The organism is Microbacterium sp. LWH3-1.2 (genome assembly GCF_040675855.1).
Taxonomy (GTDB): domain Bacteria; phylum Actinomycetota; class Actinomycetes; order Actinomycetales; family Microbacteriaceae; genus Microbacterium.
Genome location: NZ_JBEGIK010000001.1, coordinates 220,233 through 242,704 on the forward strand (window position 1 = coordinate 220,233; position 22,472 = coordinate 242,704).

A 22,472-nucleotide genomic window follows, 5' to 3' on the forward strand; every position below is an offset into this window, starting at 1 on the left:
GGATCCTTACCTACTGGTCCTGATCCTCGTCTGTGCGACGCTTCTCTGCGTGGCAATCCTGGGCCCTTGGCTCGCTCCCTATCCGCCAGACGCCACCGACATCCTGGCAGCGAATCAGGGCCCGTCTCCCACGCACATCTTGGGAACGGATTCGCTCGGACGCGATATCTTCTCCCGTCTGCTGTGGGGTGCGCGCGTCAGCTACGCGGCGGCCGCGCTCATCGTCGTCTTCAGTATGGTCATCGGTTGCGCGATCGCCGTGCTCTCGGCCTGGTTCGGTGGCCCCGTCGACGCAGGGGTGGGCGGCACGCTCAACGTGATGATCGCGGTGCCCGGCATCCTGGTCGCCCTCATCGCTGTGACGATCCTCGGGACGGGGTTCTGGGCACCGGTGATCGCCATGTCGATCGCGAGCGCACCCTACGTCGCCCGCATCATCCGGTCGTCCGCCGTGGTAGAGCGACGCAAACCCTACATCGAAGCGCTCACGCTCTCAGGCGTCTCCTCGGCTCGGATCAATGTGCACATCGTGCGCGGGCTCAGTGCACTGATCCTGGCGCAGGCCACGTTCAGCTTCGGTGTCGCCCTGCTCGAGTTCGGCGCGCTCTCATTCATCGGGCTCGGTATTCAGGCGCCCACAGCAGAGTGGGGTGCGATGGTCGTTGCGGGGAGGTCCGAGCTGCTGTCGGGAAACATGCAGCAGACATTCGCCGCCGGCGCGATGATCGTGATCTCCGTGGTCGCGTTCACCCTGCTCGGCGATCGACTCGCCCGCGTGGTCGGGGGGACGGCATGACGATCTCCAAGACGTTTGACGCGGAGACCCTGTTGTCGGTGCGCGATCTGCGCGTCGACGTGCGCGCCAAGGGACACACCACCCCGATTCTGCGGGGTGTCAGCATTGACGTGAAGCCCGGCGAGGCTCTCGGAATCGTCGGCGAGTCCGGCTCCGGGAAGTCGATGACGATGCGCGCCATCATGCGGCAACTGCCGGCTGGCATGGTCGCCTCGGGCCGTGCGGACTTCCGGAATCAGAGCATCTTCGAGATGGACCGTCGCCGGCTCGCCGACTTCCGGGCACGGCGGGTAGCGATGATCTATCAGGATCCGCGGGCGCACATCAACCCTCTCTGGACCGTGGGCGACTTTCTTGTCGAGGCGGTTGTGGCGACGCGGGCGATGTCTCGTCGCGCCGCGACCGCGCGGGCGCTTGAACTCCTGGAGGAGGTGGGGGTGCAGTCCCCGGCACGTCGGATGTCGCAGTATCCGAGCCAGCTGTCCGGCGGCCTGCTGCAGCGAGTGATGATCGTCGCAGCCCTCATGCCCGAACCCGAACTCATCCTTGCTGATGAGCCGACCACCGCTCTCGACGTCACGGTGCAAGCCGAGGTCATGAGCATCTTCGCCGACATGACGAAGACGCATGGCGTCGGTTTGGTCTTCATCACTCACGACCTGGACCTCGCGGCCGCCGCGACGGATCGGATCGCGGTGATGTACGCCGGGAGAATCGTGGAGGAGGGTCCGTCGGAGCGCGTGACGGAGCATCCCAGGCATCCGTATACGGCCGCGCTTCTCGCTTCGCGCCCGAGCGCCAAGGTGCGAAGACTCCCGCTCAGTATTCCTGGCGTCCCGGCGTCCGCGGCGACTGCCGGATCGGGCTGCGCATTCGCAGACCGATGCGGGTTCACCATCCCCGACTGCTACGCGACAGATCCACCGCTGACCGAGTCGGGAACGCAGCAAGTCAGCGCCTGCATTCGTTCGCACGAGCTCTCGCTGGAGATCGAGGGAGTGAGCACATGACCGACGCGCTCGTGACTGTTGAGAGCCTGACGAAGAGCTTCCACACGGCTTCAGGATCGGTGAAGGCAGTCGACTCAATATCGTTCGCGATCTCCCCCGGCGAATCGCTCGGCGTGGTCGGCGAGTCGGGGTCGGGGAAGTCGACGACCGCCCGCATGATCGCGGGGCTGGAGACGCCTACCTCGGGCGACATCCTTTTCCGTGGCGCGCCGGTGCGACCAGCACGCGGCCTGGCGAGCCGGCGCGCTCAGGCAAGACGAGCGCAGATGGTGTTCCAGGATCCCTTCGGCTCACTGGACCCGCGTCAGCGGCTGGGCAACTGCCTGAAAGAGGTCATCGCGGTGAACGGCGCCCCGGCTGGCTTGTCCCGCACGGAGTACGTTGCCCAGCTGTTAGGGCGGGTCGGGCTGGAAGAACGGCATTCACATTCCTACCCTCGGGCCCTGTCGGGGGGCCAACGCCAGCGCTTTGCCATCGCCCGCGCGCTTGCGCCCAGCCCGGAACTCGTCATTCTGGATGAGGCGGTCTCCGCGCTCGATGTCAGTGTCCAAGCACAGATCCTCAATCTCCTGGTCGAACTGCGGCAGCAGAGCGACGTGTCGTATCTCTTCGTCTCGCACGACCTCGCGGTTGTGCGACAAGTCTGCGATCGGGTGATCGTGATGCGCCACGGTGAGATCGTCGAGGAGGGCGACGTCGAGTCCGTGCTCACCTCCCCCTCACACCCTTACACGCAGCGGCTTGTGGCGTCTGTCCCCGGTCGAGGCTGGCGCCCGCCGGAGCGCCGGCGGGTCGGGTGACGGGACGCGTCCCCTGAGCTCGGGCGTGTCTGACAAAGGGCATAGGCCGGGCGGACCGCCTCCGCCCGGTAACACGAGCTTTATGAGCGGGGCCCCGTCCCGCGACCGTCTCACCAGAATGCGGCCACTACATGCCGTCTAGCCCTGCGCGCTCACGCGCATCAGGCCAAGTGCGCTCAGTCCGAAGTCGACGACGCGGAATTGCCGTTCCGGAGTCCAGATCTCGGGGTGCTCGACCGCAGACAGCACAGCACCGTTGACAAGGGCACGGAGGAAATCAACCGCCCCGGGAATCTCAGCCGGGGCAACGAGCCCCTCGAGCCGCTCCTCGAATGCCGCGCGCGCCTTCGCCTCCATAGATGCGAAGAACCGCGCGATAGCGGGATTGTCGGCCGAGTGAACGAGCGCGACTCGGCAGCGCTCCACATCGACCTCCTCAGGGGTCTGGGGGACCATCCAAAGCAGGTATGCACGGAGATCTTCGATCCTGTTGCTACCCGCCGGAATCGATGCCAGATCTTCGTCGTAGTTCGTCGAGAGCTCGTCGATGATTCCCTCAAGGAGGGTCTGACGGTCTGCGTAGAAATGTGTGACCAGCGTGATCGAGCCGTTCAGCTCGCGGGCAAGCGCCCGCAACGTCAGACCATCAGGTCCGCTCCGGGCAAGTACACGCATCGCCGCGACACTGATCTCGTGCTTCCGCTCCTTGTGGTCCACGATCTTGGGCATTCGGTCGAGTCCTCCATTCGAAGTCCAGCTGCGGCCGCTCGCCGTTCGATGAGCGACCGCTGGCCGCCCGGCGGCCAATGCTAGCGGCGATACGTCGCGGAGATGCTCCGCTCTGCCGCTAAGGGAGCAGGTAGACGCGGATACGGATCTGGCCTTCCTCATCGCGTGCGAAACCCACGAACTGACTCTCGGCCAACCACCGATGCGCCGGCGCATCAGTACGGAACGTGAACGCTGTGCGGAAGTAGTACTCGTTCTCGTCGACTCGTTCTCCCGCATCCAGCCGCGCTTCAACATCCGGGCTGGCCCGGAAGTAGCCGCGATTGACGATGTCGATGATAGAGCCGTCCTCAGCGCGGATGAGATAGCGCGCCTCGACCTGCGTCGTGTCCAGGCGCTTGGTCGACCAATCGCCGCCGCCGGGCACGACAGAGCCGGAGAGGCGAGGACCTGAGATCCTGCCACCGGTCACCGGCGTGAACCACAGCTTCTCATCGGGGCCACGTCCGATGTGCCAGCCTTCGTCGACGTCGATGAACAGCTCGAAGACGAACTCCAGCGCGGGGGTGGGAGCATTGGTCACGGGGACTCCTTCAACGGTGTGTAAGGCGGAAAGTTGTCGAGGCGGACGCGGGATGAGCCACCTCTGCGTCCACGCGGTGATCATGAGCGTCACAGGGCACCGGAGACGACCCGTCCCTCGAAGACCACTGCGGTCGGCGTGATCTGAGCGAGTTCGGACGAAGGCGTCGAGAACGGGTCACGGTCGAGGACCACCAGGTGTGCTGGTTTGCCGGGCGAAATCGTGCCGAACTCATGTGCGATCCGAAGCTGGAGTGCTGCGTGCGCGGTGTAGCCCAGCAGGAGCCTGTCGATGTCGAGGACGGAATCGGCTCGAGGGCGTACCGCCGCGGGCCACCGCGAGGAATCCAATGGTGTTTCGGGGTCGACGCGTGTGGCGGCGACCTGCATCCCGAAGAACGGGTCTGCGCGATGAAGCTCAGCGCTGGACACCACGTCGCTCGAGAACGTCAGTACCGCCCCGGCGTCCGCGACGACGTTGAAGTCGTACATACGGTTCCAGCGCGCCTCACCCAGGTGATGGATCGCTTCGTCGCCGAAGTACCCGCCCGACCAATGATTGGTCCAGTTGAGGATGATCCCGAGCTCTGCGGGCCGGCCCATGTCGGACGGATCGATCAGCTCGCAATGGGCGAATGTGACCTGGATGCTCCACGGATGGTCAGCGCGCTCCGGCGATCGCAGCGCCTGTTCGACCGCATCGCAGCCCGTTCGGAATGCTCGGTCCCCCACCATGTGAATGTGCAGATCGATGCCGGCGCGGTTGCACAGCTCGAGGCATCCGACGAGTTCGTCGGTCTCCATCTGGATCGCGCCGAGCTCGCCCGAGTTGTCGTCGCTGAGCAGCGGCTCGAGAACCGCGCTGCTTCCTAGTTCGTTCGTGCCGTCCAGGAACAGCTTCACCGTGCGAACGCGGGTCCGCTCCGACACCCGCTTGGCGTCGAGACGACGCACCATGTTCAGCGCGTCGGGCAGGTCGGCCATCGATCGGAATCTGATCGCTCCCTCGTAGTGCATCGGCAGATCGCCCCGCCGGTCGATCTCCACCATCGCGTCTACGACTTCCGGACTCTCGATCAGGGCATCGAACACTGCGACGACACCCTTGCTCGAGAGGAACTCGAGAACCGGAGTGATCGTCTCGGGCGTGGGATCTTCGGGTGGCGACCAGCCGAGCGCCTTGTACATGACCGGCAGACGGGGAACATGAGCGTTCTCGAGGACCAGGCCGGTCGGCTCTCCGGACGCGCTGCGGACGAACCGTTCAAGCCCCGCCGGCTCCGGATCGGGCGTGGCCTGATCGATTCCGAGCATCTCCAGCATTCGAGTGTTGACCCAGCACGCGTGGTCCCCCGCGTCTTGGCACAGCACCGGACGATCCGAGATCGCGCGGTCGAGCAGTTCCTTGGTGGGGCCTCCTTCACCGAAGATGGTGGGCGAGTAGTACTCGAAGTACAGGTACGGCCACTCCTCCTTCGGGTGGAGCTGACCGTACTCACGGATGAACGCGAGCAGTTCGTCCAGATCCTCCGTACGCGGGAGCGCGACGTGCCACCGGCTCATGGCCACCAGTCCCGGGTGCGAGTGCGCATCGATGATTCCGGGAATGATCGTCTTCCCACCCAGATCGACAACGGGGAGCTCCCCCCAATCGGGAGCATCGGTGCTCTTTCCCACCCAGTCGATCCGGCCGTCGCGGACGATGACGGTGTCACCATCGGTCAGAGCTGCATCGGAGGTTCGAACTATGCCGTTGGTCAGGACGTGGTTCAACACCGGGCGTGACTGCGGAGGGTTCGACATGGTCACGGTACTCACTCTGCTGTCATTCCCCCGAGGTACGCGATGGTCGGCATCGACATGTAAGCGAACGAGGTGATCGCTCCCCCGAGACGAGAATTCACGAACGTCGTGGTGGACAGACTCAAGAGCGGGATGGTGGCGGAGGATTCCTCCGCGATGTCCTGAGCTTCGACGATGAGTTCGGCTCGACGGTCTGGGTCGAGTGTTCCGCGCGCCTCTTCGAGCAGTGCTGACACGGTCGCATCGCTGAAGTTGGTGTAGTTGTACGGCGCACCCTCGGACAATGTGAACCCCAGCGGTTCGAGCGGCTCGGCAGCGGCGTTGAACGACGTGCCGATCGTCAGATCCACCCCGAGCCGCGTACGTGCCTGCTCGTCGTATGCCGCGGTGGCGTAGTCGAGCGACTGAACATCTTTGATCTCGATGTCGATGCCGATCGCCTTCGACTGCTGCTGGAGCAGTTGCGCGACGCTCGAGATGGTTGCCTGACCCGCTGGAATGCCCAGCACGATCCGATCGCCGCTGTAGGTGGACCCGTCAACGAGCGACTGAGCACTGGCGGGGTCGTACTGGCGTTCTTCCTCCCACCTCGCGTACGCCCCGGAATAGGTCTCGCGCTGCGCGTTGGGCCAGGTGCGCGGCGTCAGCGCGGTGTACAACGGCTCGGCGGCTCCGTTGTAGACCGTCGCTGCGAGCGCCGCGCGGTCGATGCTCTGCTGCAGCGCGCGCCGCAGGTCGACGTCGGCGAGGGGTCCGTCGGGGCGGGCGACGTAGAGCTGCAGACTCTCCATCGAGGGCCCGAAGACGAGGCTGCCTTCGGCGGCGTCCTTGAGGACCGGGATCGCGGATGGATCGATCTGGTACGATCCGTCGATCTCGCCGGTCGAGAGAGCTTGCGTCGACGCCGTGCTGTCGGTGACGAAGGTGAACTTCGCTCGCTCCACCAGTGACTGGACGTCGCTGTTCCAGTAGGCGGGATTCCTTTCCAGGACGATGCTGTCGCCGGGTTCCCAGGAGGCGAGCGAATACGGGCCGCTGCACATGATTCCGCCTGCGGGGGTTCCGAACGCCGGCCCGGCCGCTTCGGCAAACTCGCGCTCCACGACCGAGCCTGCGAACGTCGCCATCTCTGCGTTGAACATGACGTCGGGCCGAGAGAACGTCACCCGCACCGCACGCTCACCAGTCGCCTCGATCTCCGCCACGTTGGCGAAGAGAAAGGACGTGATCGAGGCGGGGTCAGCGGCTCGCTTCAGGCTGAACACGATGTCGTCGACCGTCACGGGATTGCCGTTCCAGAACGCCGCCTCCGGTTCGAGCGCGTAGACGAGGGTGAGCGGGTCCGGCGCGGTGAAACTCACCAGATTGGGACGCAGATTGTAATCTTCGTCGATTGCGAGGAGAGGGTCGCAAAGATTCGAGACCACCGTCGCTCCCGAGTACGTCGCCGCGTCCTTCGGGTCCAAGGTGGGTGGCTCGCCTTCGGGAAGATTCCAGACCACTTGCGAGACTGGCCCCTCCCCTGCAGGCATTCGGCTCAGCACCGGCACCTCTGCCGAGGGAGGGGTTGCGCCAGGCGCGCATGCCGAGGCAACGACGACCAGCATCCCGCTCAGCAGCAGCGCCGCGGACGCGCGCGAACTGGTCCGGTGCCGACGCGTTCGATGCCACATCGTCTCTCGCTTCATCTACGTGCCGTTCCGCCTCGAATGTCTTGCGTTGGGACTTTTATAGAACAACTGCTATGCAAAAAGCAACCGTCGCCTTACGCTGAACTCCATAAGCCGCCACGGCTGAGCGCGGTGTCGGTCGTCGAGCTCGTTGGAGCCGCTGCCGACGTCTAGGCGCCACGGTCGCCGCGCCCGCGGTCCGATGAGACCCCGTGATTTCGTTGCGCAGGTCACGGAATTGCGCCATCTCGTCAGCCTCACGCGCCCGATACCGGCACGAGCAACACATCCACAGCGAACGCTCGGCCGGTTTCCGGATCGATCAGGATGGGATTGGCCTCCAACTCCGCGATCAGTCCACGGAAATCCTGCATGAGCCAAGAGACTCGCACCACGGTGTCGATCAGCGGGCCATCGTCGACAATCGGGTTGATTCCGCGATAGCCATCCAGCAGCTGACCCAGCCGGGTCATGCCGAGGGCCCTCTTCACAGCGCCAGGTGAGGCGGGCGCGAATACCGACTCCGTGTCACGGAGAAGCTCGACGAGTACGCCCCCGAGTCCGACACCAACCGTTGCACCAATGGCCGGATCGCTCACGGCTCCGACGATCGCCTCGATACCGGTCGGCAACTGACGCTGAACTTCGGCACCGATCAACACTGCTTCAGGATGTGACAGCCGGATGCGCTCGAACATCTCTGCCCACTCGATTCGCAGCGCTGCCGAGCTTGGGATCCCGACGACCACTCCTCCCACCTCGGTGCGGTGAGGTATGTCCGGTGAGTCGACTTTCAAGACGACGGGGTATCCGACTGAGTCCGCCCAAGCGGCAGCTTCTTCAACAGAACCGGTCCGTATCGACGGCGCGCTCCTGATGCCGTAGGCGAGCAGCAATTGCTCGCCTACGCCGTTGGCGATTCTCCCGCCAGAAGCGCGCACGAGGGATCGGAGTTCCTCGAGTTCCGAACCCTGCGGCAGACCTGACGGCCGCGGCGCTTCGTCGAGTCCCGGCGAAAGGGCCTCAGCCGCGCCGACGATCGCCGTCAGGGCGTTGCCGATCCCACGAATGTGAGGAAACGGATCATCGGTGGAAGCGACGCGGCTGGGGTGGAGGGACAGCGACGAGCTGGACGCCAAGACGAACGGCTTGGCGTGCCGAAGCGCGGCAGCGCGTGCGTCAGCCACGATTTCGTCCTCGTAGCTGATCTCGACGTCGTTCAAACTCGCCTGCGAATCCGTGATGACAAGCAACACATCGACCGTGGGGTCTTCAGCGAGCAGATCCAGGCAGCGGCCGTACCAATCGTCCTTCACGCTCTCGCTGCCGCCAGCGTCGAGGGGATTGTTGATTCCAGCGCCGGGCAGTGCTTCCTGCAGCATCGCCCGGGTTTCAGCGCTCAGGGGGGCGAGAGCCGCGCCCGCTGAGTCCGCCAGATCGGCGGCCAGGGCGGCTTGGCCGCCCGAGATCGTGATCGCAGCAATTCTTGCGGTTCCGAAGGCTTTGTGTCGATGGTGAGCCAGCAGTTCCAATGTGGCCGCGAGCGTGTCGTAATCGTGGACAAGCGGCACACCGATTCGGTCGAAGAAGGCCGCGACGACGCGGTCCTCTGACATCATCGCGCCGGTGTGCGCGACCGTCGCGATGGCACCCGCTCGGCTTCGCCCCACTTTCAGAGCCACGACCGGCTTGCCGGCCTCGCGAGCTCTTTCGACGGCCTGCGCGAAGCGGTCGGCGGCGCCCACCGACTCGATGATGACGCCGATCACGCCTGTCGCGTCATCATCCACAAGGAAGTCGATGTAGTCGGCGGTAGTGGTGCACGCCTCGCTCCCCGTGGACACCACGTGCGAGAACCCCACGCCGGTCATCGAGCGGGCCACGAAGATGGCGCCGGAGCCGGACTGCGAGATCAGCGCGACCGGACCGGCGGGGAGTCCCGCGAGAATCCCCTCATCCGCCCACAGCATCACATCGTCGGCGACATTGATCAAGCCCATGCAGTTCGGCCCGTGCACCGGCATGCCCGAGTCGTGGGCGAACGACGCGAGTTCAACCAGGTCGGCCGAGGACATGCCCACGCTCATCACGAGGGCCGCTCGGGCGCCTGCCTCGCGCGCGCCGCGCACCGCGGCGACGACTGCCTGCGGAGCAACGGCGACGACGACGAGGTCGACTGCTCCTGCCTCTTGAGCCGTCGTCACGGCCTCCACCCCTTCGATGCGCCCGCCCGCCGGGTTGATGACGACGATCCGACCCGGATACGCGCTGGCGCGCAGATTGCGGATGACCTGGTTGCCGGTTGCGTTCGAGCGCGAACTGGACGCGCCGATGATCGCGACGCTCGCGGGCTTCATCATCGCCGCTAGAGAACTCGGGTGGGCACGCAACTGCTCGGTCACAGTAGACCTTTCGGGAGTGGATAAGGGTCTCCTGATTATGGCTCTTTTTTGCATCAGATGCTATATAAAAGTCGAGATGACGTCGCCGAGCCGGAGGGACGACGTCGAACTGCGGATGGCCCCGCTACGCCGTCCCCGCCCGCCCGCCTGCCTGGTCGGCCGGCAGGTGCGCGTCCCGCTGCGTGCGTCCGAGCTAGGGCGTGTCTGAAAAAGGTTGAGGACTGTGGCTGAGAGTCTTGATGGGTGTCGCGGTTTCGGTTGCTCTCGGATGCTCAGTGGTCGTTGATCGAGGACATGTTGCCGCGGCCGACCGGGCGGCCGGGGCGGAAGTTCTCTGACGCGAGGCTGATGGTCGAGGCGATCATCTACCGGTACCGGTGCGGGATCGCGTGGCGGGACTTGCCGGAGGTGTTCGGGCCGTGGCAGACGGTGTGGACGTGGCATCACCGGATGGCCGCTGCCGGCACCTGGGACAAGGTGCACGCGAAGCTGACCGCCGCGGCCGACGCGGCGGGGTTGATCGATTGGTAGCTGTCGGTGGACTCGACCGTCGCCCGCGCGCATCAGCACGCGACGAACACGACCCGCACCACAGGGGGCTGGGTCGAACTACACGAATCTGCTGATCGAGCCGCCTGATCATGGGATCGGCCGCTCCCGCGGCGGGCTGTCGACGAAGATCCATCAGCTCGTCGACGGCAACGGGCTGCCACTGGTCACGCTGATCACGCCGAGGCAGGCCGGCGACTCACCGATGTTCCTGCCGCTGATGGCGCAACTGCGGGTCGGTCGCGACGTTGGCCGGCCGCGGACTCGTCCGGACGCGGTCCGCGGTGACAAGGCGTACTCGTCTCGCGCGATCCGCGGGCACCTCCGCTCCCGCGGGATCAAGGCGGTGATCCCCGAGCCCGACGATCAGAAGGGCCACCGCAAGCGCCGCGGGTCACGCGGCGGCAGGCCGGTCGGGCTCGACGTCGCGGACTACAAGAACCGCAACGTGATCGAGCGCCGCTACTGCCCCACCAAGCAATGGCGCGGCCTCGCCACCCGCTTCGACAAACACGCCGTCACCTACCGCGCCGCCGTGTCCTCAACGCCGTCATCGCATGGACAAAGTCATTGTCAGACACGCCCTAGACGTCTTCGACGGCCGCACTGCTGTCGCCCGTCACGGGCGGGTCGCCGCCCGCGGCGGCGAGTCGATCCAGCTGGACCACTACTTCGAAGTCCTCCGCGTCCTGCGCATCGGAATGCCATCGCCTCGATAGGTCCTGGAAGCGTGGCGCATTGTTCGTCCGAGGATGTAGAGCAGCTCGCGCTCGTCATTCGGCACACTCCGCGCGATAACGACTGCTTGCCGTCGTCGTCGATGAGTACGCAGTGATGTTGGTACTTGCCGGCGTCTACGCCAGCCAGAATCGCGACAAGATCTGCTCCTCGCCTAGCGCGTGGCGAGTGTCCCGATCTGAAGCAAACGCCTATGCCGGCGGTTCCTTGCAAGACGATGGATCGCATATCTCGATCAGCGGCGAGCCGTTGCGAGGCACCGGGAAGATTTCTTGCCGAAGAGTACGACCTTCCGTCGCCCAGCACCATCGCCAACTGGACGAGCATCTATCGACGGGACGGCGAAGACGGGTTGGGTCCGAAGACGCGCGGTCGACCCCGACCGATCGGGGGCGGATCCCGCCGGAGAGTGAGATCGATGCTCTGCGCAGGGATGGGCTCCGGCTGCGCTCCAGTCGCCGGCGAAGTCGTCGATCGCCACCGTCGCGATCGACGACTTCGCCTACGGGGTGGGCAAGGGCGCTTTCGTCCGTGGACGTCGTGTCAGCGTACGGGAGTCAGCTCGCACTCACCCCGATCGGTCAGAATGCCAGAGTCGAGGCCGGGCTTAGTTCATGCCACGTGCGGTTGTGGTAGACGAGCGGCCGCGCCGCATCCGACTCCGCCTCGCCCCGGTCGACGATCTCGACCGCCTCTACGATGCAGAGAGTCGACGAGCCGGCGCGCACGCGGTCGACCATCCGCGCGCGGACGATCACGGGGGCGCCGACGAAGAAGGGCTCGCCTCCGGGCAGCACGTCCCACTGCTCCGCGTCCCTGAATCGGTCAGCGCCGCGCTCGGCGCCGAGCTTCGCCAGCCACGCGCACCCCGCGTCGAGCATGTGCACGACGACCGTCTCTGCAGCGAGCACGACGGGAGTGCTCGACGAGATGTCCGAGACGGAGAAGACGAGGAGAGGAGGCTCTGCGCTCAAAGAGGAGAGCGAACTGACGGTGAGAGCAGCGTTCACACCGCCCGCACTGGCGGAGACCACGGCGACCCCGGCCGGATGGTTTCGAAAGGCGCTCTTGAACTGATCCGCCGATACGGCTTGAGCTGTCTGCTCCACGATCGCTGACCTCTCTCTGTCCACTGAAGTCGCTGTAACCATGCTTGCGTCTCCGTTCAGTGCGGTTGCACTTCCACAACCGGGTCTTATCCTGGCGGCTCGGGCGGTATGGCCCTCGGCCAAGAACTTCGTAGCGTTCATTCTCAATGAACAGTTCTGGTGTGTCAAGACCCTCAGTGAACACCTACCACTCCCTCATGTGGAATCACTTAACGAACGGGGGCGCCATCGCTTCTGCTGCGCCACGCCCCTGGCGTCGACGTGTCCAGTCAGAGGCTCGATGTCCAGTACAAATTGACAGAACCCACCGACTCTGTCATTTTGTGATGAACGAATATCACCACGTCCAAGCCGAAAGCGAGCAAGACATGGGTGAGGCAGAGATCCGATCGCAGGTGTCCACGATCATCTCCAAGATCGACGCGCTGCGACCACTGCTCGTCGCCAGCGGCCGAAGCGGTGATCAGACGCGCCATGTGGACGACGAGGCGTTCGCGGCACTGGTGGGCACAGGGGCGTTCGCCGTCTCCGCCCCCGAGAAGTTCGGTGGACTCGCTGCGAATACCCGCGAGTCGATCGCCGTCGCTCGCGCAGTCGCACGCGGAGATGGAAGCCTCGCGTGGATGTTCGGCATTCTCGACTCGGGGGCCTGGGTCCTTAGCCTGATGGACGACCGCGCTCAGGCGGACGTCTGGGGCAACGATGCAGACGGGAACCGTCTCGTCTCGATCGTGCTGGCCACGACGTCGGATTCCACTCCCACCGACGGCGGATACCGGGTCTCCGGGAAGTGGGCCTACGGCACCGGCAGCACGCACGCGAACTGGTCCCTTCTGGGCATCCCGCTAAGGAACGGTGCCGGCGAGATCGTCGACGCGGGCTTGGCACTAATTCCCGCTTCTGATCTGTCCTCCGAAGACAATTGGCATGTCGCCGGAATGAGGTCCACATCGAGCGTCACGCAAATCGCGCAGGACGTGTTCGTACCTGCTCACCGCGTCTTGCCGTTGACCGCGGCCGTCGAGGGTGACCACCTCGGCAGCAACACCGAGACAACGTATCGGACGGTCTTCGTCCCGTCGCTGTTCATGAAGCTGGTCGGGCCCCATCTGGGCATGGGGCGCGCAGCACTCGACTTCCTCATCTCCCACGCCGACACGAAGTCCATCCCGTATACCGGGTACGAGAAGCAGGCAGATTCCAGCATCTTCCAGTCGGTGATCGCGAGAGCGAGCGTCAACCTGAGCGCCGCCGAGTCGGTCGCGCAGCAGGTCGCCGATGAGATCTACGCCGGGGCCGATCGCGACTACTACGCTCCTTACGCGACCCGCATCGAGATGCGAGCGAAAGCGGCGTGGGTGGTCGAGACGATCACAGCCGTGATCAACGACCTGGTGACGGCACACGGCTCGAGCGGCTTCGCGGAGGCGTCTTCTCTGCAGCGGATCTGGCGTGACCAGGCTACCGCTGCCACGCATGGTCACACGCTCGGCGCGAGCGGGTACGAGGCGTACGGCAAGGTTCTGCTCGGACGCGAGGACGATGCCCGCTTCGTGCTTCCCATCGTGTGACGGCCGCGTCGAGTCAGGAAGAGGTACGGAGGATGTCAATGGAGGCAGAACCACGAACTTCCGCTGAGGAGTTCCGTTTCGCGTTCCGCTCGCACCCCGCCGGCGTAGCCGTCGTCACCGCTGACGCGGGCGACGGACCGGTGGCCATGACGGTGAGTTCGGTGGCGTCGATCTCCATCAACCCACCGACGTTGATGTTCTCGGCCTCGGCGATCTCGTCGAGCACCCCGACCATCTGCAGGGCGGAGACGGTCGTCGTGCACCTACTCGCGGCCGACCATGTCGCGCTTGCCAGACTCGGGTCGCGTAGCGGTGCCGCGCGGTTCGGAAGCGACATCGAATGGGGGCGGCTACCGACCGGCGAGCCGTACTATCCGGGGGTGACGTGGCTGCGTGGCCGCGTCGTGCAACGCATCGACGTGCACGGGTCGACGGTGCTCATCGTCGAGGCGATCGAGGCGAAACCTCACGTCGAGGATGAGGCGGGCGAGCCGGCGCCGTTGGTCTATCACAATCGGCGGTGGCATGTGATCAACGGGAAGACCGAGCTGCCCACGACTGCGGCTCCCCCCTTCCACAGGGTGTATGGGCGCGACGACTGACGTACGAAGCGAGACAGCGCGCAGACTTCATCCCGCTCGACGCATCGGGAAGGCCCGCGCGATGTCGCACCTGGCCCCCCCCCGCAGGCACCGTGATCGGCGTCGAGTCGCTCTTCAACGGAGCGACGGTCCAGTTCGACGCGATTTCCAGGTTGTCAGAACGAGAAAGGAGGGGCTCAGCATGAACCACATCGGTTTCTTGGGCCTGGGCCGCATGGGAGCGGCCATTTCACTACGCGTAGCTCGGTCGGGATCACCGATCGTGGTCTGGAACCGGACACGGCTCGCCCCGGACAGTGAGCTGCTCAGCGCTGGACTGACACAAGCGGATTCTGCGGCGGAGGCTCTCGCGGCGCCGGTCTCGTTCTCCATGCTGGCGGACGACTCAGCCGCCGACGCCGTCCTGAGCCGCGCGAACATCGGGGCCGCCGCGTACGGCCGCGTACACGTGAACCTGGCCTCCGTCAGCGCCCAGATGGCAGATCTTCTCACCCGCCGGTTTGCCGATGCGGGTGTGACCTACATCGCGGCGCCGGTCCTGGGTCGACCCGAGGTGGCCGCAGAGGGCGCCCTGAACATCCTCGTCGCAGGACCCCAACACGCCGTGGCGGAGGTCGATCCTCTGCTCGCCTTCGCCAGCGTCAAGCGGTGGTACCTCGGAGAGTCGCCACGACAGGCCAACGCCGTGAAGGTCGCGATGAATTTCATGCTGCTCCATGCCCTGGAGTCCATGGCTGAGGGAATCGCGCTCGTCGAGGCGGAAGGCGTCAACGGGTCGGACTTCGTAGATCTGTTCACGACCACCTTCTTCGGCGGGCCCATTCACCGGGTCTACGGCCGCATCATCGCGGACAGGCGCTATGACCCGCCGGGCTTCACCGTCGCGCTCGGCCTGAAGGATCTGAGTCTCGCTGAGCAGCTCGCCGCGGAGAGGCGCGTTGAGTTGCCGACGGCGCCGGTTCTGCGCGCGCGGTTCGAGACCGCGCTGGCTGACCCCCAGCTCGCGGGTCTGGACTGGTCGGTCATCGCCGAACTCGGGCGGGCGACCGCATCGTGACGCGCGCCGCGATCGCGCCCTACCCGATATCCCACGGGGCGCAGGTGCCCCGTCCGAAGGAGTGACATGAAGAACACCGGTACCACGGGCACGAACGGTGTCGACTGGGAGGCGCGGGTCGATTTCGACCGGCTTCGCGACGAGCGACTCGCCCGTTTGAAGGCGGAGCTGCAGCGATCGGAGCTGGGAGCCGTCCTGGCATTCGACTTTTCGAACATCCGTTATATGACGTCCACCCACATCGGAACCTGGGCGATGGACAAGCTCATCCGCTTCAGTTTGCTGACACGCAACACCGACCCCATCTCGTGGGACTTCGGATCAGCGGCCAAGCACCACGCTCTCTACAATCCCTGGCTCGACGTCACCTCATCCGAGATGGATGCCGATCCCCACAGCCCACACGAGGGGACGAAGAGGCCGCGGCTCGAGTCGGGTGCCCGGGCGGGCATCTCGACCCTGCGGGGCGCCTTCCCCGTCGACGCCGGCATCGCCGACGGGGTCGCTCGCAAGATAAAGCGAGAGCTCGAGAAGTTCGGGGTTGCGAACGAGCCCCTCGGCGTCGACGTGATCGAGCTCCCCGTCCTGTTCGCTCTCCAACGAGCCGGCATCAGGGTCGTCGACGGTCAGCAGGTGTTCCTGGAAGCGCGCCGCATCAAGACTTCCGACGAGATCCGCCTGCTCACGCAGGCAGCGTCCATGGTCGACGCGGCTTACGAGGAGCTGTACCGCTTCCTGCGCCCAGGTGTCCGCGAGAACGAGGCCGTCGGGCTCGTGGCGAAGACGCTGTACGACCTCGGGTCTGAGTACGTCGAAGGCGTCAACGCGATCTCCGGAGAGCGCTGCTCCCCTCATCCCCACGTCTTCAGCGACCGCCTCATTCGTCCCGGAGACCCCGCGTTCTTCGACATCCTGCACAGCTGGAACGGGTACCGGACGTGCTATTACCGCACCTTCGCCGTAGGGTCGGCCTCAAGCGCCCAAGAGGACGCGTACACACGAGCTCGCGAGTACATGGATCGCGCGATCGCTCTCGTGCGTCCCGGCGCGACGACTGCCGACATCTGCGCGGTCTGGCCCACCGCGCAAGAGTTCGGTTTCGGCGACGAGGAGGCCGCCTTCGCGCTGCAGTACGGCCATGGGGTCGGCCTCTCGATCTGGGAGAAGCCGATCTTCTCGCGGCTGACGTCCTTCGACCACCCAGAGGAGCTGAAGGAGGGCATGGTCTTCGCGCTCGAGACCTATTGGCCGTCAGCCGACGGCTGGGGCGCGGCGCGCATCGAGGAGGAAGTCGTCGTGACGGCGGACGGGTGCGAGGTCATCACCAAGTTCCCGGCCGAGAAGCTCCTTATCGCGGGACCGCGATACATCGCCGTGGGGGGGCCGCTCAACAATGTCCGCGACTCTCAGTCCCACCTCAACACGCCTTGGGGCCAGGCAAAGGCCTGACGCGAAGCCCAGGCACGGACGGCTTGGCGTTGCGATCGCATCGCCGGGCCGTCCGTGCCTCTGTGGACATTCCGGTCAGGTGGCCCCACGCCGGCCGCTGACCGTCAGGGTCACGCGTCGACGGACTCGCCGTAGGGCAGCTTGGAGATCGGCACTCCGCCGACACCGTCCACGCCGAGGAAGTACAGCGCATACTCCTGGCCCAGTTCACTGAGCTCGACCTCGTGGATCTGGATCGCCCGAGCGGGAGCGACTCCCCGGATGAAGTCGATCGCCTTCCCGATCGACGTCCACGGGCCGCTCGTGGGCATCAGCAGAGTGTCGACGGGAACGCCCGGGAGTTCGTATGAGTCGCCGGGATGGAAGACCCGGCCGTCCACGAGGTACGAGATGTTGCGCGCGGGCGGCAGGTCCGGGTGAACCGCGGCGTGCGTCCCTCCGAATGCCCTCACGGAGAAGGGGCCGATGTCGTAGGAATCGCCAGGGCTCACCTCCGTGACACGGTCGTCGGATCCCAGGAGTTCCGCGAGCCCGACGGGCCCGTACACCTGGAGCTGCGGGTTCACCGCGAGCGCCTCCTTCACGGCGTCGACATCCAGGTGATCGAAGTGGTCGTGTGTCACGAGGACCCCCAGGGCGCTCGTGAGGAGTTCCGGCGCCTCCGTGCTGAGTGTCCCGGGGTCGGTGATGATACTGTGCCCGTCCTTCTCGAACCGTACAGTGGCGTGAGTGAACTTTGTAAGCAGCATTGAACAATGCTATCGGGGCAGAGGGGCCAGTGAACAGCTCCGCGTTCCATTCCTCGGTCGGAGGGCCGGCCAACAGAGGGGGATACCATATCGAGATCTCGACCATGGGTTCCCGTGGGCCGAGACGGGCATGCTCCTCGGCAGATGTGCGTCCGTGCTTCCGCGCCGTGCTCCCGCGTGTCGTTCCGAAGTGAACCCCTTGCTGTTCTTCGTCGCGCTAAACTGAACACGTCCCCCGCTGTTTGACCAGAGTAGGTAACCATGTCGACGGAGAATGAAATCGGCACCCGCCTCCGCCGCCATCGTCAGGCGCAGGGTCTGAGCCTGCGTGCCGTCGCACAAGAACTCAAGGTCTCGGCGAGCCTCATTTCTCAAGTAGAGACCGGCAAGAGCCAGCCATCCGTGGCGACGCTGTACTCGCTTGCCACGTTGCTCTCCGTTTCCGTCGACGAGCTCCTCGGGCTGGAGCCGGCCGGGACTGCGCCACTCCCTCTGTCCAAGGAAGAATCGATCGTGCAGCGCGCGACACAGAATCCGGTCATCGAGATGGAGAACGGCGTCCGGTGGGAGAAGCTCGCCATGGGAGCCGGCGGCCCCGCGGATGTCCTCCTGGTCACGTATCAGCCTGGCGCTTCCAGCTCGGTCGAGAATCGGCTGATGCGGCACGTCGGCCTTGAGTACGCATATCTTCTCGAAGGCTCCCTCCACCTGCAGGTGGAGTTCGACACGTACGAGCTGAACGCGGGCGACTCATGGCATTTCGATTCGTCGAGGCCTCATCTCGCCGCGAACCGAGGCGATACTCCCGCAGTAGGCATTTGGTTCGTCGTCGGGCGCCACGGAGAGACCATGGTGTCCGCCCTAGAGACGTCGAGTTCCGCGCGTCCGCCCGCTCGTTCCGCGGTGGATGTGCTGCGCCGACTCGACTCCCTGGATGTCCAGTAGGTCCAAGGCCTGCGTGATGCTGCTGATCACGCATCAGAGCCGGGGCGTAATGACGACCCGGCTCTGATGGATTCGATGCGAGCGACGGAGAAGGCGCTCGGGTCAGCTGATCCGCCAGCCCCGGTCGACGTTCAGACTGTGAGCGGACACGCCCTGGTTGAAGAGAAGGAACTTCGTCGCGTCGACGATGTCCCGCGTCGTCGCGAGCTCGCCTCCCGGCGTCGATGACCGGTAGCCGTCGAGCACCTCGGCGGGCTTTGCGGCCCAGAACGGGCTATCGCCGATGATGCCCGGGTGCAGCGCATTCACGCGGATGGGCGCGAGTTCCAGCGCCATCGCGTTCATGAGCCCGTCCACGCCGCCATTGATCGCCGACACGACCAGCGAGCCGGGGTAGGGGGCATCCTTCGCGCGGCCTCCGAAGAGCACGATTCCGGTCTCCACGGACGGCTCGAGCCGATCGATCAATGAGTGGACCACCTCCGTGTAGCCGAGCAGCTTCAGGGTCACAAGACGCCGGGCACGGCTGATGTCGAAGTCGCGCACGGAGTTCACATCGCGCTCGATCGCGCTGAGCACGATGCCGTCCAGCTTTCCCACGTCCGCCAGCTGCGCAGCGATCCCCTCAGGGTCCGACACATCGACGGCGATGCCCTGTGTCTTGCCGCCGATCTCGGCCGCGATCCGCTCTGCTGTCTCGAGCGAGCGACTGGTGACGATGACCTCATCGCCGGCGCCCGTCAGGTCTTGTGCCAGCGCGAGGCCTATGCCACTGGATCCGCCGACGATCAGAATCTTTCTTGCAGCCATGATGTTTCTCCCATGAAACGGTCGGTGCGACCGGTTGGTGTTCAGTCGGAGCGACTGACTGTAACTAATACTAAACGCATTGGCCGGTGACCCCCACTCCCAAAAGTCGTTCCCGCCCGACCTCGGAGTCGGACGGGAACGCACGATTCGAATGGGGTCAGAGCATCAGCGACTCACCGGTCTTGGGCGCGCGCGACGCATCGATCGCCCGCAGATTGACCTCGGTTGTCGAGTTGCCGCTCTCCGACTGCCAAGAGGTGTAGCGCCGCTTGATCTCCGGGTCGTGTCCGGGGATCAGCCTGTTCGTCTCGCCCTTGAGCTCCTCTTTATACGTCTTGTAGAGGTTGATGAGGTTGAACGAGTTGCCCTGGCCGTAGCCGGGAACCCACATCCTCTCGACGTTCTCGTACCAATAGACGGTATCCCCCGCGACGATGAACGGACCATTCTGCGTCTCGATCTTGAACCACTGCGACCCGAAGGTGTGCGAGTCGCGCGCGAGTCGCGCGGTCACACCGGGCAGAAGCTCCTGGTCGCCCTTGACAAAGCGAATACGGCCGTCCGCGATGCCCTTCGCCGCGCGAGTCAGGTCGGTGGGGTCGAAGGAGGAGAAGATCCAGGCGCGCTCGGCATCGGAGGTCAGCTGGTTCGCCGTCTCCACCGCCTGCGACCAGCCGACGTACTCATCCAGCTGCACATACAGCTGGGCGTTGGGGAACGCCTCGAAGTTTCCCATGTGATCGAAGTGCATGTGGGAGACGAGAATTACCTCGATGTCCTCCGGGCGCAGGTCGACGCGGGCGAGGACCTCCTCCGGGCTTTCCCACTTGGTGAAGGGGAATCGATCGAGCCAGTAGTCGTTGCGGAATCCGCAGTCCACGAGTGCCACATGCTGCTTTCCGCCGACCTCGCCACCGATGATGAGCGTGTACAGCATCGACGCTCGCGAGATGCCCTCGTTGCTATGGATGATCACTCCTCCGACGAAGTCCGTCGGCACGTCGCCCTGGCAGAATTCGAGAGAGTAGATGGAGTAGTCGGTCTTACGTTCGCTCATGACATGCCGGTCTTTCTCGGGTAGTGGATGCGGCGGTAACCAATGCTGCTCGGATGTGTAGTAAGAGTACATGGGGCGTTCAGTCCAGTGCAATGATTCTTAAGCGAGAGCCGCGATGGCGTCGCCGCCGCGATCAGCCGTCCATCGTGAGCGCGCGTGACGTCCGGGTTGCTGCCAGGAGTGTCGCGGAGGTGGCGCGCTGCACATGGGCGACCATGAGGGCCTCGGCCAACGGACCGTCTCCTGCCGCGATGGCGAAACGGATCTCGTGGTGATCGCACCAGAGATTCTCATTGTCGGGAGTGATGGTGGCGGTGTTGATCCACTCGGATCGGCTGCTGAGCACGTGTACGAAGGCGCTGAGAACGGCATTGCCGCACGCCGAAGCGATCGCATCGTGGAATCGGGTGTTGAGTCGATTGATCGTGCTCGTCGCCGCACGCTTTAGCGCCTCATCCCCCTCCGCGAGGATGCTGTCGATGATCGCGACATGCTCGTCGGTGCGGTGCAGAGCCGCTTCACGCGCAGCCGGCGGCTCCAGGATGTTCCGTGCTGCGCGGACTTCCCGCACCACCTCCTCGGTGAGCTTCGCAACCGTGGGGGATCCGTACGGCCTGAGGTCGATCAATCCTTCCGCGGCGAGAGCTCGGAGACCCTCCCTCACCGGAACGCGGGACACCCCGAATCGACCGGCCAGATAGGGCTCCGTCACGCGCGATCCCGGTGCCAGCTCGCCGGCGATGATGAGATCGCGAATGGCTTCGACAAGCAATTCGCCCCGCGGGCCTGGCTGTGTCAAGACCAGCCCCCCTCAGAGCTCGCCATTCAATATCGTGCGACCGCGATCTCGTCAATGAAGAAGTCCTTCGGGACCACCAGGTCGTCAGGCGTGAGGGCTTTGATCGACGACTTCCCGAGACCGATGAGAGCTCGCTCTATGGTGACCCTGAAAGTCTCCAGCACCTCATAGACGCCGCGCTCTCCGTCTGTCGCGAGGCCATAGAACCACGGCCGGCCGATCATGACGGACGTGGCTCCCAGCGCGAGCGCCTTCACGACGTCGGTACCCCTGCGCACCCCGCTGTCGAATGTCACTTCTGCCTGATCGCCGACCGCCTTCACCACGGCGGGGAGGAATCGCAGCGGAGACGGCGTGGTGTCGAGGTTGTTCCCGCCGTGGTTGGAGACACCGATCGCCGTCGCACCGACGTCGATCGCCCGTCGCGCGTCGTCAGGAGTGACCAGGCCCTTGATCATGAACGGTCCGCCCCACAGGTTGCTCAGCCATGCCATGTCCTCCCAGGTCGGGATGTGTGTGCCGATCCACTCGTTCAACCCTCCGATGAGGGTCGGCACGGCTCCACCCTTCTTGCTCATGTTCGGCGCGTACAGGCCCGGGACCGATCCGCGCCGCAGGTAGCGCAACGTCCATCGAGGATGAAGTGCCGCCGTCGGTGCGTACTTGAGGAAGGTGCCGAGACCGAGTCCGTCAGGGTAGACGGGCGAACCCCAGTCCCGTGGCTGGTGCACGACCCGGCTGGCGGAGAGGTCGAGCGTGAAGATCAACCCCTTGACGCCGGCCCGACGAAAGCGCTCGACACGATCGGCCATGGTGTCGCGATCGCCGGACAGATACAGGTGGCCGACGAGCTGCGAGTTCGCACTGGCGACGGACTCGACGGGCATGGAGGCGAAGTTGGACAGACCCATCACGGTGCCGGCACGACTCGCAGCCCGCGCGACGCCCACCTCGCCGTCTGGGTGCATCGCCTGCGCGGCTGCGGGGGCGATGACGACGGGGAGATCGATGTCCATCCCCATGAAGCGCGTCTTTAGGTCGGGCCGTGTCGGAATGTCCACTCCGACACGCGGGATCATCCCGATCTGCTCGAACGCGCGCAGATTCTCACGCATCGTGGCTCCGCTGTCGCTTCCGGCCTCCATCGCGGTGAAGACATCCTTGGGGAGCAGCCTCTTCGCGCGCGCGCGCGCCTCCGCCACGCTCTCGATCGGCTTGTGAGACAAAAAGCTCATGATTGAATCC

19 protein-coding genes and 2 pseudogenes are annotated in these 22,472 nt (G+C 65.1%); 10 read left to right on the top strand and 11 right to left on the bottom strand.

Going from position 1 to position 22,472, the window contains the following annotated elements:
- Nucleotides 1–49: 49 nt before the first annotated feature.
- The 3 genes from MRBLWH3_RS01075 to MRBLWH3_RS01085 are packed head-to-tail and all read left to right on the top strand — an operon-like array spanning nucleotide 50 to nucleotide 2,606.
- Nucleotides 50–796 (top strand): ABC transporter permease, encoded by a 747-nt coding sequence (locus tag MRBLWH3_RS01075; RefSeq protein WP_414685246.1) that lies wholly within the window; start codon nucleotides 50–52, stop codon nucleotides 794–796.
- The gene (locus tag MRBLWH3_RS01080; protein ID WP_363427864.1) at nucleotides 793–1,806 is read left to right on the top strand and encodes an ABC transporter ATP-binding protein; all 1,014 of its coding nucleotides are present in this window, start codon (nucleotides 793–795) and stop codon (nucleotides 1,804–1,806) included. Before MRBLWH3_RS01075 ends, MRBLWH3_RS01080 begins: the two co-directional genes overlap by 4 nt.
- Nucleotides 1,803–2,606: an ATP-binding cassette domain-containing protein gene (locus MRBLWH3_RS01085; RefSeq protein WP_363427866.1), complete on the top strand. Its 804-nt coding sequence runs from the start codon at nucleotides 1,803–1,805 to the stop codon at nucleotides 2,604–2,606. The genes MRBLWH3_RS01080 and MRBLWH3_RS01085 overlap by 4 nt, the downstream gene beginning before the upstream one ends.
- 138 nt (nucleotides 2,607–2,744) lie before the next feature.
- Here the strand turns inward: MRBLWH3_RS01085 and MRBLWH3_RS01090 are convergent, their stop codons facing one another.
- The 5 genes from MRBLWH3_RS01090 to MRBLWH3_RS01110 form a co-directional block, all read right to left on the bottom strand.
- On the bottom strand, nucleotides 2,745–3,335 hold the full coding sequence (locus tag MRBLWH3_RS01090) for a TetR/AcrR family transcriptional regulator (protein ID WP_363427868.1): 591 nt from the start codon (nucleotides 3,333–3,335) through the stop codon (nucleotides 2,745–2,747).
- Between the two features lie 118 nt (nucleotides 3,336–3,453).
- Nucleotides 3,454–3,918, bottom strand: coding sequence for a DUF3237 domain-containing protein (locus MRBLWH3_RS01095; protein WP_363427870.1), 465 nt, complete (start codon nucleotides 3,916–3,918; stop codon nucleotides 3,454–3,456).
- Between the two features lie 89 nt (nucleotides 3,919–4,007).
- The gene (locus MRBLWH3_RS01100) at nucleotides 4,008–5,720 is read right to left on the bottom strand and encodes an amidohydrolase (RefSeq protein WP_363435194.1); all 1,713 of its coding nucleotides are present in this window, start codon (nucleotides 5,718–5,720) and stop codon (nucleotides 4,008–4,010) included.
- Nucleotides 5,721–5,731: 11 nt separating this feature from the next.
- Nucleotides 5,732–7,081 (bottom strand): ABC transporter substrate-binding protein, encoded by a 1,350-nt coding sequence (locus tag MRBLWH3_RS01105; protein WP_363427872.1) that lies wholly within the window; start codon nucleotides 7,079–7,081, stop codon nucleotides 5,732–5,734.
- 566 nt (nucleotides 7,082–7,647) lie between these two features.
- Nucleotides 7,648–9,792, bottom strand: coding sequence for an acetate--CoA ligase family protein (locus MRBLWH3_RS01110; RefSeq protein ID WP_363427874.1), 2,145 nt, complete (start codon nucleotides 9,790–9,792; stop codon nucleotides 7,648–7,650).
- A gap of 243 nt (nucleotides 9,793–10,035) precedes the next feature.
- On the opposite strand from MRBLWH3_RS01110, the pseudogene MRBLWH3_RS01115 reads away from it, so the two are divergent.
- Nucleotides 10,036–10,929, top strand: a pseudogene (locus MRBLWH3_RS01115) (IS5 family transposase).
- Nucleotides 10,930–11,296: 367 nt separating this feature from the next.
- Nucleotides 11,297–11,449: pseudogene (locus MRBLWH3_RS01120) on the top strand (helix-turn-helix domain-containing protein); the annotation flags it as partial.
- Nucleotides 11,450–11,660: 211 nt separating this feature from the next.
- Here the strand turns inward: MRBLWH3_RS01120 and MRBLWH3_RS01125 are convergent.
- Nucleotides 11,661–12,329: a flavin reductase family protein gene (locus tag MRBLWH3_RS01125; protein ID WP_363427876.1), complete on the bottom strand. Its 669-nt coding sequence runs from the start codon at nucleotides 12,327–12,329 to the stop codon at nucleotides 11,661–11,663.
- A gap of 227 nt (nucleotides 12,330–12,556) precedes the next feature.
- On the opposite strand from MRBLWH3_RS01125, the gene MRBLWH3_RS01130 reads away from it, so the two are divergent.
- The 4 genes from MRBLWH3_RS01130 (at nucleotide 12,557) to MRBLWH3_RS01145 (ending at nucleotide 16,867) form a co-directional block, all read left to right on the top strand.
- Complete coding sequence (locus MRBLWH3_RS01130; RefSeq protein ID WP_363427878.1) at nucleotides 12,557–13,759, top strand: acyl-CoA dehydrogenase family protein; 1,203 nt, start codon at nucleotides 12,557–12,559, stop codon at nucleotides 13,757–13,759.
- Between the two features lie 38 nt (nucleotides 13,760–13,797).
- Nucleotides 13,798–14,361 (top strand): flavin reductase family protein, encoded by a 564-nt coding sequence (locus MRBLWH3_RS01135; protein ID WP_363427880.1) that lies wholly within the window; start codon nucleotides 13,798–13,800, stop codon nucleotides 14,359–14,361.
- A gap of 181 nt (nucleotides 14,362–14,542) precedes the next feature.
- Nucleotides 14,543–15,418, top strand: a complete 876-nt coding sequence (locus MRBLWH3_RS01140) for an NAD(P)-dependent oxidoreductase (protein ID WP_363427882.1) — start codon at nucleotides 14,543–14,545, stop codon at nucleotides 15,416–15,418.
- A gap of 66 nt (nucleotides 15,419–15,484) precedes the next feature.
- A complete protein-coding gene (locus MRBLWH3_RS01145) occupies nucleotides 15,485–16,867 on the top strand; it encodes a M24 family metallopeptidase (RefSeq protein ID WP_363427884.1) in 1,383 nt (460 codons plus the stop codon).
- Nucleotides 16,868–16,977: 110 nt separating this feature from the next.
- On the opposite strand, the gene MRBLWH3_RS01150 is transcribed toward MRBLWH3_RS01145, so the two are convergent.
- The gene (locus tag MRBLWH3_RS01150; protein WP_363427886.1) at nucleotides 16,978–17,616 is read right to left on the bottom strand and encodes an MBL fold metallo-hydrolase; all 639 of its coding nucleotides are present in this window, start codon (nucleotides 17,614–17,616) and stop codon (nucleotides 16,978–16,980) included.
- 261 nt (nucleotides 17,617–17,877) lie between these two features.
- Here MRBLWH3_RS01150 and MRBLWH3_RS01155 point away from each other — a divergent pair, with 261 nt between their 5' ends.
- Nucleotides 17,878–18,561 carry a helix-turn-helix domain-containing protein gene (locus MRBLWH3_RS01155; RefSeq protein WP_363427888.1) on the top strand — a complete coding sequence of 228 codons (684 nt, stop codon included), beginning with the start codon at nucleotides 17,878–17,880 and terminating at the stop codon, nucleotides 18,559–18,561.
- Nucleotides 18,562–18,663: 102 nt separating this feature from the next.
- Here the strand turns inward: MRBLWH3_RS01155 and MRBLWH3_RS01160 are convergent, their stop codons facing one another.
- The 4 genes from MRBLWH3_RS01160 to mftD form a co-directional block, all read right to left on the bottom strand.
- Nucleotides 18,664–19,371: an SDR family NAD(P)-dependent oxidoreductase gene (locus tag MRBLWH3_RS01160; RefSeq protein WP_363427890.1), complete on the bottom strand. Its 708-nt coding sequence runs from the start codon at nucleotides 19,369–19,371 to the stop codon at nucleotides 18,664–18,666.
- A 157-nt stretch (nucleotides 19,372–19,528) separates the two neighbouring features.
- Nucleotides 19,529–20,428, bottom strand: coding sequence for an N-acyl homoserine lactonase family protein (locus tag MRBLWH3_RS01165; protein ID WP_363427892.1), 900 nt, complete (start codon nucleotides 20,426–20,428; stop codon nucleotides 19,529–19,531).
- A gap of 133 nt (nucleotides 20,429–20,561) precedes the next feature.
- Nucleotides 20,562–21,227 (bottom strand): GntR family transcriptional regulator, encoded by a 666-nt coding sequence (locus MRBLWH3_RS01170; protein ID WP_363427894.1) that lies wholly within the window; start codon nucleotides 21,225–21,227, stop codon nucleotides 20,562–20,564.
- A 26-nt stretch (nucleotides 21,228–21,253) separates the two neighbouring features.
- Nucleotides 21,254–22,462, bottom strand: a complete 1,209-nt coding sequence (gene mftD, locus MRBLWH3_RS01175; RefSeq protein ID WP_363427896.1) for a pre-mycofactocin synthase MftD — start codon at nucleotides 22,460–22,462, stop codon at nucleotides 21,254–21,256.
- Nucleotides 22,463–22,472 lie beyond the last annotated feature (10 nt).